We start from the raw sequence: 12,789 nt of genomic DNA, 5'->3' as shown, positions 1-12,789 counted from the left end.
GCCCGGCCACCACCCTCAGTCCAGGGCGGCGGCCATCCGCCGTACCGCCTCGGTGATCAGCTCGGGCGAGGTCGCGAGGTTCAGCCGCACGAAGCCGGCGCCCCCGGTGCCGAACGGCACACCGGAGTTGAGGGCTACCCGGCCGCGCTCCAGGAAGACGGCCGCCGGATCGTCGCCCAGACCCAGCGCACGGCAGTCCAGCCAGGCCAGGAACGTGGACTCGGCCGGTGCGTAGCGCACGGCGGGCAGCGACTCGGCGAGAAGCTCCGCCAGCAGCCGGCGGTTGTCGTCGAGGCCGGCGAGCAGGGCGTCGAGCCAGGCGCCGCCGTCCCGCAGCGCGGCGGTGTGGGCGAGGACACCGACGTGGCTGGCCCCGTGACCGACCTCCTCGGGAAGGCGTGCGAGGTCCCCGGCCGCGTCGGGTCCGGCGACGGCCACGGCGGCCTTGATCCCGGCCAGGTTCCACGCCTTGGACGCCGACATCAGGGACAGGCCGTTCCCCGCGCCGGGCACGCTCAGGTAGGGGACGAACCTGGCACCCGCCGCGATGAGCGGGGCATGGATCTCGTCGGCCACGACCCGCACCCCGTACGCCCGCGCCAGCACGGCCACCTGGGCCAGCTCCTCGGCCGAGTGCACGGTGCCGGTCGGGTTGTGCGGGCTGCACAGCAGATACGCGGGCCGGGCAGCGCCCTTCCGGACCCGCCGGAAGACGTCCTCCAGGACCTCGAAGCCGATCCGGCCGTCCTCGCCGAGCGGTGCCTCGACGACCTGGCGGTCCATGTGGCCGACGAACTGGTAGAAGGGCGGGTACACGGGCGAGTTGACGACGACCGTGTCACCCGGCCCGGAGACCAGCTTGAGCATCTCGACGATGCCCAGCATCACGTCCGGGACGATCGCCGTGCGCTCCACCGCGAGCCCGTCCCAGCCCCACCGCTTGCCCGCGAAGTCGGCCAGCGCCCCGGCGTAGGCGGTTCCGGCCGGGTACCCGGTGTCCCCCAGGGCCACCGCGTCCCGCACGGCCCGCGCGACCGGTTCGGCGAGGGGGACGTCCATCTCGGCCACCCACAGCGGCAGCACGTCCTGCGGGTACGTCCGCCATTTCATGCTCGTGCGGCGTCGCAGCTGCTCCAGGGTGAGCCGGCGCAGCGGATTGTCGGTGGCGGCGGGGGCTGGGATGTCTCGCGGCATACCGTCCATGGGCCCAAGATAGGCCGCGGCGGTCCCTAGACGAACCGGCGGACGGCTCGCGCCCGGCAGCCGCCTGGGGCACGGTGGAACCATGACGAACCACACCTACCGCGTGACCGAGATCGTCGGCACCTCGCCGGACGGCGTCGACCAGGCCGTGCGCAACGGCATCGCCCGTGCCTCGCAGACCCTTCGCAACCTCGACTGGTTCGAGGTGACCCAGGTGCGGGGCCAGATCGAGGACGGACAGATCCAGCACTGGCAGGTGGGGCTGAAGGTCGGCTTCCGCCTCGACGAGTCCGACTGACCTTACGGCCGTCAGGTCCGCCCCTCCCGCTCCTGCGCCGTCTCCAGTGTCGCGGAAGGGGCGGTCCAGCGTGCCAGTACGACGGTGAAGCCGGCCCGCCTGGCATCCTCGCAGACCAACTCGTCGTCGTCCACCAGGACCCGGACCTCCCGGGTCCTGGCGAGCCGCTTGAGGATCTCCAGTTTGGTGCGCCGGGCGGGCCGCCGGTCGTCGTTGCGGCGCATGTGCACGGTGCCCTCCGGGAGACCCTGCGCGGTGAGCCACGCGAGGGTGTCCCGCCGGCAGCGCTCGGGCCGCCCGGTGAGGTAGACGATCTCGCACTCCTCGGCGTTCTCCAGCACCAGCGCGATGCCCTCCGGGAGCGGCGGGTCCTCGGGCGCGGCCGCGAAGAACCCGTCCCAGTCGCGCGGCCTGCGCTCCAGGAACCGCTGGCGGTGGGCCGTGTCGGCCAGGGTGTTGTCCAGGTCGAACACGGCGAGCGGGCGCTTGTCGCTGTCGGTCACACCACCCACCCTAGCCCCGGCGATCTTCTCGTCCCCGTACGGCAACTCCTTCAGCCGGGCGGCACGCCGCCGGCCCGGGAGACCCCCGCCCGGACCACCCGATCAGTGCAGGCCGCATGCTTCTCCCATGTCTCCGACGCCCCGCACCTTCCTGACCGGCTCCGGCTCCTGCACTCTCGTCGTCTGCCGGGGCTGCTGCTGCGGCGACGCCCGCAAACACCCCGGCACCGACCACACCTGGCAGTTGGAGCTGCTGCGGGCGGGAGCCGCCGAGCACGGCTTCCAGGTCCGCACGACCGACTGCCTGGGCCCCTGCGACCAGGCCAACGTGATCGTCGTGCGCCCCTCGGCGGCCGGGCGGCGGGCCGGGGGCAAGGCCGCGTGGATCGGGTTCGTCATGGACGACGAGAGCACCGAGGAGGTCGTGCGGTGGGCGGCGGCGGGCGGCCCCGGTGTCGCCGAGCCGCCGCTGACACTGGAGCTGCAGTTCATCGAGCCACCGCGGGAGGCCCGGGTGCGGTCCCGGCGCCGACGTTGATTGTTAATGGGATCCATTTTCATGTAGCGTCCTCGGTGCCCACCCACCGAGGCCCGTGAAGAGGTTCCCGCCATGGCTGTCCCCAAGCGGAAGATGTCCCGCAGCAACACCCGCCACCGCCGCTCGCAGTGGAAGGCCGGCACCACCCAGCTGGTGCCGGTCACGATCGACGGCGTCGCACATCTCGTCCCGCAGAACCTGGTCAAGGCGTACGAGCGCGGCCTGCTGCGCCCCGAGGGCTGAGGACCGCATGTCCTACGACCGTCTGCTGCCCGTCACCGTCCTGTCCGGCTTCCTCGGGGCGGGCAAGACGACGCTCCTCAACCATGTCCTCGCCAACCGGGCGGGCCTCAGGGTCGCCGTCGTCGTCAACGACATGAGCGAGGTCAACATCGACGCGGCGCTGGTGCGCGGCGGCGAGGCGGCGCTGTCGCGGACCGAGGAGCGCCTGGTCGAGATGACCAACGGCTGCATCTGCTGCACCCTGCGCGACGACCTGCTGGAGGAGGTGGACCGGCTGGCCCGGGAGGGCCGCTTCGACCATCTGCTCATCGAGTCCTCCGGTGTCTCCGAGCCCATGCCGGTCGCGGCCACCTTCGCCTTCGCCCGCGACGACGGCGCCACCCTCGGCGACGTCGCCCGTCTCGACACCATGGTCACCGTGGTGGACGCGGCCAACTTCCTGCCGGAGCTGGAGAGGGGCGACGAACTGGCCGAGCGCGGCCTCGCGCCCTTCGAGGACGACGAACGCACGGTCAGCGATCTGCTCGTCGACCAGATCGAGTTCGCGGACGTCCTCGTCCTCAACAAGCTCGACCTGGTCGACGCGGAGGCGGCGGCCCGGCTGCGGGCGGCCCTGGTACGGCTGAACCCGGTCGCCCGGATCGTCGAGGCCGAGCACGCGCGCGTGGACCTGCGCCAGGTCCTCGGCACGGGTCTGTTCGACCTGGAGCGCGCCCAGCAGGCACCGGGCTGGGTCCAGGAGCTCAACGGCGAGCACGTGCCCGAGACCGAGGAGTACGGCGTCTCCTCCACCGTCTTCCGCTCCCGGCTCCCCTTCCACCCCGGCCGGTTGTGGGACTTCGTCACCGAGCAGCTGGACAGCGGGGCGTACGGGCGGGTCCTGCGCTCGAAGGGCTTCTTCACGCTGGCCAGCCGCCCGCAGGTGACCGGGCTGTGGTCGCAGGCCGGTGCGGTGGCCCGCTTCGAGCCGTCCGCCGCACGGGACGCCGAGGCGCCGTACGCCCAGGAACTCGTCTTCATCGGCACGCAGTTGGCGCCACAGGCACTGCACCGGGCCCTTGCCGCCTGTCTCATGTTCCCGGACGAGCAGTGCCCGCCGCTGGACCCCTTCCCGGCCTGGGAGACCTACGGCGTCGACGACACCTGCGACCACGAGCCCGTCGGCACCGACGCTCACGCCGCCGTGTCGTAGAACGCCGCGCGGACGCGGCGCAGCCACGCCTCGGCCGGCGCCTCGTCGGGCCGGTCCGGCAGCGCGCTGCGGGTCTTCGCGAACGCGGTCTCGTAGTGGGCGAGCAGCGACCGCGCCGAGGCGGGGTCGGCGGCGACGGCGTCCCCGAAGCGGTGGTACTCCTCGGGATCCTCGACCCGCACCGTGAGCCGCCCGGAGGTGTACAGCTCCAGGCCCTGGTGGCACAGCCGCTTCAGGTGCCGGGCGTGTTTGGCAGTGCGGTGGTCGCCGCCGCGGCTCTCCAGTTTCCTGAACTGCTGCGTGGCGTAGCCGAGATAGGCGTCCCGGACCCGCCGCGCGCTCAGGAACGACCCGCGGATGCCGATGAGTTCGTCGCCCAGCGGGGTGCGCACCTCGTACAGCTCGTCCGGCAGCCACACCAGCTCCATGACGGTCGGGTTGCCGCCGAGGGCGAGCCGGCACCACTTCGCCGCCTCGTGCAGGGTGCGGTCCGGGGCGGTGGTGACGTGCGACTCCCTCGGCGTGTGCAGGCCGAGCAGGGTCTCGGTGGGCGCGGCGAACATGCCGAGCCGGTCCACGTCGGAGCCCTCGCGGGCGAGTCCGTACGCGGTCGAGCCGACGACGCCGGAGAGCAGGATGTTCTGGACGGTCACCCGGCCCATTGTGCTGACCTGCGGCGATCGCGGTCATCCGGTTTTCCTGGCGGTCGGGGTGGCGGGAATACCGCCTCCGGCCGGGCGTTGAACCCGGTGTGAGCTCCCTGACCGCCGCCACCCGCTTCTCCGTCCTCGACCGCTCCCGCACCCGCGAGGGCGGCACGAACGCGCAGGCGCTCCGGGACACCGTCGGCCTGGCGCGGGAGCTGGAGGGGCTCGGCTACCACCGCTTCTGGGTCTCGGAGCATCACGGAGTGCCGGGAGTCGCGGGCTCCGCGCCGACCGTGCTGGCGGCGGCCGTGGCCTCGGCCACGCACACCATCCGGGTCGGCACCGGTGGTGTGATGCTGCCGAACCACCAGCCCCTGGTCGTCGCCGAGCAGTTCGGGGTGCTGGAGTCCCTCTTCCCCGGCCGGATCGACATGGGCCTGGGGCGCTCGGTCGGTTTCACCGACGGCGTGCGCAGGGCGCTGGGCCGCGGCAAGGACGACGCCGACGACTTCGCCGGGCAGCTGGAGGAGCTGCTGGGCTGGTTCCGCGGCACCTCCCCGACGGGGGTGCACGCCCGCCCGGCCGAAGGCCTGACCGTGCCGCCCTTTGTGCTGGCCATGGGCGAGGGTGCCGGTATCGCGGCCCGCGCAGGCCTGCCGATGGTCATCGGCGACCTCAGGAACCGCGAGAAGATGCAGCGGGGCATCGACCACTACCGCGCGAGGTTCCGCCCCTCCCCCTGGGCGTCCGAGCCGTACGTCGTCGTCTCGGGCACGATCGCGGTGGCCGCCACTCCCGAGGAGGCGCGGCGCCTGCTGATCCCGGAGGCCTGGTCGATGGCGTACTCCCGGACCCACGGCACCTTCCCCCCGCTGCCGCCCGCCGAGCGCGTCGAGACGCTCCCGATGACGGCCAGGGAGCGCGGCTTCTACGCATCCGGACTCGCCGGCCACATCACGGGCACCGAGGAGCAGGTCGCCCACGAGCTGGAGACGGTCCTGAAGGAGACCGGGGCGCAGGAGGTACTGGTCACGACCAGCACGTACGACCGCGCGGCCCTGCTGGAGTCCTATCGGCGGCTGGCTGCGATCACCTCCGGTTAGAGTCGTTCCCATGCACGGCCCCCACACCTCCCACGACCCCTACGTCCGCGTGCGCGGCGCCCGTGAGCACAATCTTCAGGGGGTGGACGTCGACGTGCCACGGGACGTGCTGGCCGTGTTCACGGGGGTGTCCGGGTCCGGGAAGTCGTCGCTGGCGTTCGGGACGATCTACGCGGAGGCCCAGCGGCGGTACTTCGAGTCGGTGGCGCCGTACGCGCGCCGGCTGATCCACCAGGTCGGCGCGCCGAAGGTCGGGGAGATCACCGGGCTGCCGCCCGCGGTCTCGCTCGAACAGCGGCGTGCGGCTCCGACGTCGCGCTCGTCCGTGGGGACGGTCACCAACCTCTCGAACTCGCTGCGCATGCTGTTCTCCCGGGCGGGCGACTACCCGCCGGGTGCCGAACGGCTCGACTCGGACTCCTTCTCCCCCAACACGGCCGTCGGCGCCTGCTCGGAGTGCCACGGCCTGGGCCGCGTCCACCGTACGACCGAGCAGTCGCTGGTGCCCGACCCGTCGCTGTCGATCCGGGAGGGCGCCGTCGCCGCGTGGCCCGGCGCCTGGCAGGGCAAGAACCTGCGGGACATCCTCGACGCGCTCGGGTACGACGTGGACCGGCCGTGGCGCGAGCTGCCCGCCGGACAGCGCGAGTGGATCCTGTTCACCGACGAGCAGCCGGTGGTCACCGTGCACCCGGTGCGGGACGCGGACCGTATCCAACGCCCCTACCAGGGCACGTACATGAGCGCCCGCCGCTATGTGCTGAAGACTTTCGCGGACTCCAGAAGCCAGACGCTCAGGGCCAAGGCGGAACGGTTCCTGGAATCCGCCCCGTGCCCGGTCTGCGGGGGCAGCAGGCTGCGTCCGGAGGCGATGGCGGTCACCTTCGCGGGGCGCACGATCGCCGACCTCGCGGCGCTGCCGCTGACCGAGCTGGCCGCCGCACTGGCCGGGCGCGGCGAGACCGCGCGGGTCCTCACCGAGGACCTCAAGTCCCGGATCGCTCCCGTGGTGGAGCTCGGCCTCGGCTATCTGAGCCTGGACCGCGCGACCCCCACCCTGTCCGCGGGCGAACTCCAACGACTGCGTCTCGCCACCCAGTTGCGGTCCGGGCTGTTCGGGGTGGTGTACGTCCTCGACGAGCCCTCCGCCGGACTGCACCCCGCGGACACCGAGGCTCTGCTCACGGTGCTGGCCCGGTTGAAGGCGGCCGGCAACTCGGTGTTCGTCGTGGAGCACCACCTGGACGTCATGCGGGGCGCGGACTGGCTGGTGGACGTCGGCCCGGCGGCCGGTGAGCACGGCGGCCGGGTGCTGCACAGCGGGCCGGTCGCGGAGCTGGCGAAGGTCGAGGAGTCCGCCACCGCCCGGTTCCTGTTCGACGGCGCCCCCGCCGTGCGGCGTGAAGTGCGGTCGCCCCGGGGCCGGTTGGAGGTCGGTCCGGTCCACCGGCACAACCTGCGCGGGGTGACGGCCGAGTTCCCGCTCGGTGTGTTCACCGCCGTGACCGGGGTGTCGGGCTCGGGAAAGTCCACGCTGGTCGGCGCGATCACGCAGGAGTCCGCGGGGGTGGGGCGCCTGGTCTCGGTCGACCAGAAGCCGATCGGCCGGACCCCGCGCTCCAACCTGGCCACCTACACGGGCCTCTTCGACGTCGTGCGCAAGGTCTTCGCCGCCACGGACGCGGCGCGTGAACGGGGCTACGGGGCGGGCCGGTTCTCCTTCAACGTGGCCGGAGGACGCTGCGAGACCTGCCAGGGCGAGGGGTTCGTGAGCGTGGAGCTGCTCTTCCTGCCGAGCACCTACGCGCCCTGCCCGGACTGCGGCGGGGCCCGCTACAACCCCGCGACGCTCGAAGTGACGTACCGGGGACGGAACATCGCGCAGGTGCTCGACCTCACGGTGGAGTCGGCGGCGGACTTCTTCGCGGACACCTCGCAGGTGGCCCGCAGTCTCACCACCCTGCTCGACGTCGGCCTCGGTTACCTCCGCCTCGGCCAGCCCGCCACCGAACTCTCCGGCGGCGAGGCCCAGCGCATCAAGCTCGCCAGCGAACTCCAGCGCGCCGGGCGCGCCCACACCCTGTACCTCCTCGACGAACCCACCACCGGACTGCACCCGGCCGACGTCGAGGTCCTCATGCGCCAGCTGCACGGTCTCGTCGACGCCGGCCACACGGTGATCGTCGTCGAGCACGACATGTCCGTGGTGGCGGGCGCCGACTGGGTGATCGACCTCGGCCCGGGCGGCGGCGACGCGGGCGGCCGCGTCGTGGCGGCGGGAGTGCCATGCGACGTGGCCGGGGTGGCGGACAGCTCGACGGCTCCCTATCTGGCACGGGCGCTGGGCTCGAGCGCGTGACTGCGTCGGCGCGACGGTCCGCCCGGCGACGGGGCCGCCGGGAGACGCGGGCGTCCCGAGCCGTGGCTCAGGCGATCGGAGACGATCGGTCCGTGTGCTCGCCCGTCCGGCCCTGGCACGCGCTCGACTGTGCCGTGCGGGCCAGGGAGCGGCGGTCGGGGTGGGTGTGCGGAGGGATCGGGGACGGGACCTCCACCTCGGCCGTCAGTCCCCGTGCCGACACCACCCGCCACACCGAGGCCGGCAGCGAGTCGTCGCCGACGAAGGCGGGGGCCGTGCTGGATCCGCCGTCGGTGAGCCGGTAGCGCAGGCTCACCGGCTGGACGGGCACCCCGGCGTCCAGGGCCGCCTGGAACACCGCGCGGCGGAACCGGCCCTGGGCGCGGCCGCACCAGGTGCTTCCCTCGGGGAAGACGGCGACCGCGCCGCCCCCGCGCAGCGCGTCGGCGATGCGGGTGACCGTCTCCGGGAGGGCACGCAGCCGGTCCCGTTCGATGAACAGGGCGCCGCTGCGGGCCGTCAGCCGTCCCGCCACCGGCCACTGCCGGATCTCGGACTTGGCCAGCATGCTGGCCGGGCGCACGGCGGCCATCAGCGGGATGTCGAGCCAGGAGATGTGGTTGGCGACCAGGAGCACCCCGCCCGTGGGCGCGGCGGCGCCGGACAGCCGGACCCGGACCCCCGAGGCCCGCACCACCGCCCGGCACCACCACCTCACCGCGCCGGCCGGCACCCGGTGGCCGACCGGGAGCAGCGCGATCCCGGCGAGCAGCACGGCGGTGAGCGCGAGGAGCCGCAGCACGGCCCGGGGTACGGCCGCGGCCGGGCCCGTCCGCTCCAGGCACGCCCCCGGGGTGCAGGGCGCGCTGGGCAGCCAGACGCTCATCAGGCCGGGACCAGCGAGAGGAAGTGCCGCAGATAGCGGGCGTTGACCCGGCGCATCGACAGCAGCACGTACATGTCGGCGACCCCGAAGTCCGGGTCGTGGGCGGGCTGTCCGCAGACCCAGGCGCCGAGGCGGAGGTAACCGCGCAGCAGCGGGGGCAGTTCGGTGCGGGCGGCGGGTGTGCCCTCCGCGGGCTCCCAGGGCAGCAGCGGTCGTACCCGGAACTCCTCGGGAGCCAGGTACTTGGCGCGCACCCGGTCCCAGGTTCCGGCCGCGAGCGCCCCGCCGTCGGCGAGCGGGATCGAGCAGCAGCCGGCCAGCCACTCGTGGCCGCGGTCCACCATGTAGCGGGCGATCCCGGCCCAGATCAGGCCGATCACGGCTCCGTCGCGGTGGTCGGGGTGCACACAGGAGCGGCCGACCTCGACGAGCCCGGGGCGGATCGCGTCGAGCGGCGCCAGGTCGAACTCGCTCTCCGAGTACAGGCGTCCGGCGACCGCGGCGCGCTCCGGGGGCAGCAGCCGGTAGGTACCGACGACCTGGCCGGTCGTGGTGTCGCGGACGAGCAGGTGGTCGCAGTAGGCGTCGAAGCCGTCGACGTCGAGGCCCGGTTCCGGGGTGGTCAGGAGGGCGCCCATCTCCCCGGCGAACACGTCGTGCCGCAGCCGCTGCGCGGCCCGTACGTCGTTCTCGTCGCGGGCCAGGGTGACGGTGTAGCGGGTGGGGGCGACGCTCTGCGACGGTCGGTCGAGGGTGGAAACGCCGGTCATGGCACTCTCCAGGTCACGGGCGGGGGCGGCGAGCGGTGCCGCTGCCCCTGTTCTTCCGACGCCGGTTGGCGTGTACGTGACCGGTTCGGAGAGCCCGGGTGTGCGGAGGCTGAACGCCTCGCACAAGGTGTCCGGGACCTGCGCCTCCACCGACCGGGCGGTGTCCCACCGGTGACGGAGAGCGGTCAGGCGTGGTGGGGCCGGGCATGAGCACCACGTCCGGCCCCACCCGTCCGCGCTGATCGGCGAACGTCTGGCGGTGCGCCCTGAAGGGGCGCGGGGCTGTATCGATATGCGGCTCCGCCGCGTGGGCGCGACCAGCCACGACGGCGGCGCGCACGCCCGGTGATCCGGCTACCGCTTCCCCACCTTCCGTGTGGCCCGCAGCCACTCCTTGTTCATGCTCGTGATGGAGACCAGGGGGATGCCCTTGGGGCAGGCCGTGGCGCACTCACCGGCCAGCGTGCAGCCGCCGAAGCCCTCCTCGTCCATCTGCTCCACCATGTCCAGCACCCGGGTCTCCCGCTCGGGGGCACCCTGCGGCAGCACGTTCAGATGGTTCACCTTCGCCGAGGTGAACAGCATCGCCGCGCCGTTGGGACAGGCGGCCACGCACGCCCCGCATCCGATGCACTCGGCGTGCTCGAAGGCGAAGTCGGCGTCGGGCTTGGGCACCGGCGTGGCGTGCGCCTCCGGGGCCGATCCGGTGGGCGCGGTGATGTATCCCCCGGCCTGGATGATCCGGTCGAAGGCCGAGCGGTCCACGACCAGGTCCTTGATCACCGGGAACGCGGCCGCCCGCCACGGCTCGATGTCGATCGTGTCGCCGTCGGAGAAGGACCGCATGTGCAGCTGGCAGGTGGTGGTCCGCTCGGGCCCGTGGGCGTCGCCGTTGATGACGAGCGAGCAGGCGCCGCAGATGCCCTCGCGGCAGTCGTGGTCGAAGGCGACGGGGTCCTCACCGCGCAGGATGAGCTCCTCGTTGAGGGTGTCCAGCATCTCCAGGAAGGACATGTCGGACGAGATGCCGTCCACCTCGTACGTGGACATCGCTCCGTCGGCGTCGGCGTTCTTCTGGCGCCAGACGCGCAGGGTGAGCTTCATGCGTAGCTCCGCTGGGTGGGGTGGACGTACTCGAAGACCAGGTCTTCCTTGTGCAGGACGGGCGCCTCGCCGGTGCCGGTGAACTCCCAGGCGGCCGCGTAGGCGAACTCGTCGTCCCTGCGGGCGGCTTCGCCGTCGGGCGTCTGGGACTCCTCGCGGAAGTGACCGCCGCAGGACTCGGCGCGGTGCAGTGCGTCCAGGCACATCAGCTCGGCGAGCTCCAGGTAGTCGACGATCCGGTTGGCCTTCTCCAGGGACTGGTTGAACTCCTCGCCGGTGCCCGGGACCTTGATGCGCCGCCAGAACTCCTCGCGGATCTGCGGGATGCGCTCCAGCGCCTTGCGCAGTCCCGTGTCGGAGCGGGCCATCCCGCAGAACTCCCACATGAGTTCGCCGACCTCGCGGTGGAAGGAGTCCGGCGTACGGTCGCCGTCGACGGCGAGGAGCAGGTTGATCCGGTCCTCGGTCTCCGCCAGCACCTCCTGCACGGCGGGGTGCTCGTCGGTCACCGGGTCCTGGTGCGGGTTGCGGGCGAGGTAGTCGTTGATGGTCGCCGGAAGGACGAAGTAGCCGTCGGCCAGGCCCTGCATCAGCGCCGAGGCGCCCAGGCGGTTCGCCCCGTGGTCCGAGAAGTTCGCCTCGCCGATCGCGAACAGGCCGGGCACGGTGGTCTGGAGGTCGTAGTCGACCCACAGCCCGCCCATCGTGTAGTGCACGGCCGGGTAGATCCGCATCGGCACCTCGTACGGATCCTCGTCGGTGATCCGCTGGTACATGTCGAAGAGGTTGCCGTACTTGGCCTCGACGGCCCCCCGCCCCATCCGCTCGATCGCGTCGGCGAAGTCCAGGTAGACGCCCTGACCGCCGGGGCCGACTCCGCGCCCCTCGTCGCAGACGTTCTTCGCGGCGCGGGAGGCGATGTCCCGCGGGACCAGGTTGCCGAAGGAGGGGTAGATGCGCTCCAGGTAGTAGTCGCGCTCGTCCTCGGGGATCTCGTTCGGCGGACGGGTGTCACCCTTGGCCTTCGGCACCCAGATCCGGCCGTCGTTGCGCAGCGACTCGCTCATCAGCGTGAGCTTGGACTGGTGGTCGCCGGTGCGCGGGATGCAGGTCGGATGGATCTGTGTGAAGCAGGGGTTGGCGAAGTGGGCGCCGCGGCGATGGGCCCGCCAGATCGCGGTCGCGTTGGAGTTCATGGCGTTCGTCGACAGGTAGAAGACGTTGCCGTAGCCGCCGGAGGCCAGCACCACCGCGTCCGCGAAGTAGGTGCTGATCCGGCCGGTGATGAGATCGCGGGCCACGATCCCCCGCGCCCGTCCGTCGACGACGATCAGGTCGAGCATCTCGGTGCGCGGGTGCATCTCGATGTTCCCGGCGGCGATCTGCCTGCTGAGGGCCTGGTAGGCGCCGAGCAGCAGCTGCTGTCCCGTCTGGCCGCGGGCGTAGAAGGTCCGGGAGACCTGGACCCCGCCGAAGGAGCGGGTGTCGAGCAGACCGCCGTACTCCCGCGCGAAGGGCACGCCCTGCGCCACGCACTGGTCGATGATCTCGACCGAGATCTGCGCCAGGCGGTGCACGTTGGACTCGCGCGCCCTGAAGTCGCCGCCCTTGACGGTGTCGTAGAACAGCCGGTGGATCGAGTCGCCGTCGTTGCGGTAGTTCTTGGCCGCGTTGATGCCGCCCTGCGCGGCGATGGAGTGGGCGCGGCGCGGGGAGTCCTGGTAGCAGAACTGCACGACGTGGTAGCCCTGTTCGGCGAGGGTCGCGCCCGCGGAGCCGCCCGCGAGGCCGGTGCCCACCACGATCACCGTGTGCTTGCGCCGGTTGGCGGGGTTGACGAGCTTGGCCTCGAACCGGCGCTTGTCCCACCGCTCGTTGACGGGCCCGGAGGGCGCCTTGCCGTCGGTCAGCGGCGCGCCGGTCGTGTAGTCGACGTAGGTCAT

13 protein-coding genes are annotated in these 12,789 nt (G+C 72.5%); 6 read left to right on the top strand and 7 right to left on the bottom strand.

Going from position 1 to position 12,789, the window contains the following annotated elements; translation table 11 throughout:
* Positions 1 to 15: 15 nt before the first annotated feature.
* Complete coding sequence (locus M2163_RS40645; RefSeq protein ID WP_280897394.1) at positions 16 to 1,194, bottom strand: MalY/PatB family protein; 1,179 nt, start codon at positions 1,192 to 1,194, stop codon at positions 16 to 18.
* A gap of 91 nt (positions 1,195 to 1,285) precedes the next feature.
* Between M2163_RS40645 and M2163_RS40640 the strand changes: the two genes are divergently transcribed.
* The gene (locus M2163_RS40640) at positions 1,286 to 1,501 is read left to right on the top strand and encodes a dodecin (RefSeq protein WP_125192572.1); all 216 of its coding nucleotides are present in this window, start codon (positions 1,286 to 1,288) and stop codon (positions 1,499 to 1,501) included.
* An 11-nt stretch (positions 1,502 to 1,512) separates the two neighbouring features.
* On the opposite strand, the gene M2163_RS40635 is transcribed toward M2163_RS40640, so the two are convergent.
* Positions 1,513 to 2,004: a hypothetical protein gene (locus tag M2163_RS40635; protein WP_280896519.1), complete on the bottom strand. Its 492-nt coding sequence runs from the start codon at positions 2,002 to 2,004 to the stop codon at positions 1,513 to 1,515.
* 127 nt (positions 2,005 to 2,131) lie between these two features.
* Here M2163_RS40635 and M2163_RS40630 point away from each other — a divergent pair, with 127 nt between their 5' ends.
* The 3 genes from M2163_RS40630 to M2163_RS40620 all read left to right on the top strand — a co-directional run bounded on the left by M2163_RS40630 (position 2,132) and on the right by M2163_RS40620 (position 3,977).
* Positions 2,132 to 2,542 (top strand): (2Fe-2S) ferredoxin domain-containing protein, encoded by a 411-nt coding sequence (locus M2163_RS40630; RefSeq protein ID WP_280847867.1) that lies wholly within the window; start codon positions 2,132 to 2,134, stop codon positions 2,540 to 2,542.
* 72 nt (positions 2,543 to 2,614) lie between these two features.
* A complete protein-coding gene (rpmF, locus tag M2163_RS40625; RefSeq protein ID WP_280847868.1) occupies positions 2,615 to 2,785 on the top strand; it encodes a 50S ribosomal protein L32 in 171 nt (56 codons plus the stop codon).
* Between the two features lie 7 nt (positions 2,786 to 2,792).
* Positions 2,793 to 3,977 carry a GTP-binding protein gene (locus M2163_RS40620; RefSeq protein ID WP_280896518.1) on the top strand — a complete coding sequence of 395 codons (1,185 nt, stop codon included), beginning with the start codon at positions 2,793 to 2,795 and terminating at the stop codon, positions 3,975 to 3,977.
* On the opposite strand, the gene M2163_RS40615 is transcribed toward M2163_RS40620, so the two are convergent.
* Positions 3,959 to 4,630 (bottom strand): nucleotidyltransferase domain-containing protein, encoded by a 672-nt coding sequence (locus tag M2163_RS40615; RefSeq protein ID WP_280896517.1) that lies wholly within the window; start codon positions 4,628 to 4,630, stop codon positions 3,959 to 3,961. The genes M2163_RS40620 and M2163_RS40615 overlap by 19 nt on opposite strands.
* A gap of 98 nt (positions 4,631 to 4,728) precedes the next feature.
* On the opposite strand from M2163_RS40615, the gene M2163_RS40610 reads away from it, so the two are divergent.
* Both M2163_RS40610 and M2163_RS40605 read left to right on the top strand, forming a co-directional pair.
* A complete protein-coding gene (locus M2163_RS40610; protein ID WP_280896516.1) occupies positions 4,729 to 5,727 on the top strand; it encodes an LLM class flavin-dependent oxidoreductase in 999 nt (332 codons plus the stop codon).
* Between the two features lie 10 nt (positions 5,728 to 5,737).
* Positions 5,738 to 8,086, top strand: a complete 2,349-nt coding sequence (locus M2163_RS40605; RefSeq protein ID WP_280896515.1) for an excinuclease ABC subunit UvrA — start codon at positions 5,738 to 5,740, stop codon at positions 8,084 to 8,086.
* Between the two features lie 67 nt (positions 8,087 to 8,153).
* On the opposite strand, the gene M2163_RS40600 is transcribed toward M2163_RS40605, so the two are convergent.
* The 4 genes from M2163_RS40600 to M2163_RS40585 all read right to left on the bottom strand — a co-directional run bounded on the left by M2163_RS40600 (position 8,154) and on the right by M2163_RS40585 (position 12,789).
* Complete coding sequence (locus tag M2163_RS40600; RefSeq protein ID WP_280896514.1) at positions 8,154 to 8,972, bottom strand: lysophospholipid acyltransferase family protein; 819 nt, start codon at positions 8,970 to 8,972, stop codon at positions 8,154 to 8,156.
* A complete protein-coding gene (locus M2163_RS40595) occupies positions 8,972 to 9,742 on the bottom strand; it encodes a GNAT family N-acyltransferase (RefSeq protein WP_280896513.1) in 771 nt (256 codons plus the stop codon). The genes M2163_RS40600 and M2163_RS40595 overlap by 1 nt, the downstream gene beginning before the upstream one ends.
* Positions 9,743 to 10,096: 354 nt before the next feature.
* Positions 10,097 to 10,846: a succinate dehydrogenase/fumarate reductase iron-sulfur subunit gene (locus tag M2163_RS40590; protein WP_280847874.1), complete on the bottom strand. Its 750-nt coding sequence runs from the start codon at positions 10,844 to 10,846 to the stop codon at positions 10,097 to 10,099.
* Positions 10,843 to 12,789 (bottom strand): fumarate reductase/succinate dehydrogenase flavoprotein subunit, encoded by a 1,947-nt coding sequence (locus M2163_RS40585; RefSeq protein WP_280896512.1) that lies wholly within the window; start codon positions 12,787 to 12,789, stop codon positions 10,843 to 10,845. The genes M2163_RS40590 and M2163_RS40585 overlap by 4 nt, the downstream gene beginning before the upstream one ends.

The sequence above is a fragment of the Streptomyces sp. SAI-135 genome, assembly GCF_029893805.1.
Taxonomy (GTDB): Bacteria; Actinomycetota; Actinomycetes; order Streptomycetales; family Streptomycetaceae; genus Streptomyces.
Note: the sequence above shows the minus strand (reverse complement) of the source record. Positions and strands in the feature narration are given on the sequence as shown.

Bases quoted from the DNA above. Each gene is read 5' to 3' on its own strand.
- M2163_RS40640 (WP_125192572.1), top strand. From the start codon at position 1,286: ATGACGAACCACACCTACCGCGTGACCGAGATCGTCGGCACCTCGCCG.
- M2163_RS40585 (WP_280896512.1), bottom strand. From the start codon at position 12,789: ATGACCTACGTCGACTACACGACCGGCGCGCCGCTGACCGACGGCAAG.
- M2163_RS40595 (WP_280896513.1), bottom strand. From the start codon at position 9,742: ATGACCGGCGTTTCCACCCTCGACCGACCGTCGCAGAGCGTCGCCCCC.
- M2163_RS40630 (WP_280847867.1), top strand. From the start codon at position 2,132: ATGTCTCCGACGCCCCGCACCTTCCTGACCGGCTCCGGCTCCTGCACT.
- M2163_RS40600 (WP_280896514.1), bottom strand. From the start codon at position 8,972: ATGAGCGTCTGGCTGCCCAGCGCGCCCTGCACCCCGGGGGCGTGCCTG.
- M2163_RS40605 (WP_280896515.1), top strand. From the start codon at position 5,738: ATGCACGGCCCCCACACCTCCCACGACCCCTACGTCCGCGTGCGCGGC.
- rpmF (WP_280847868.1), top strand. From the start codon at position 2,615: ATGGCTGTCCCCAAGCGGAAGATGTCCCGCAGCAACACCCGCCACCGC.
- M2163_RS40620 (WP_280896518.1), top strand. From the start codon at position 2,793: ATGTCCTACGACCGTCTGCTGCCCGTCACCGTCCTGTCCGGCTTCCTC.
- M2163_RS40590 (WP_280847874.1), bottom strand. From the start codon at position 10,846: ATGAAGCTCACCCTGCGCGTCTGGCGCCAGAAGAACGCCGACGCCGAC.
- M2163_RS40645 (WP_280897394.1), bottom strand. From the start codon at position 1,194: ATGCCGCGAGACATCCCAGCCCCCGCCGCCACCGACAATCCGCTGCGC.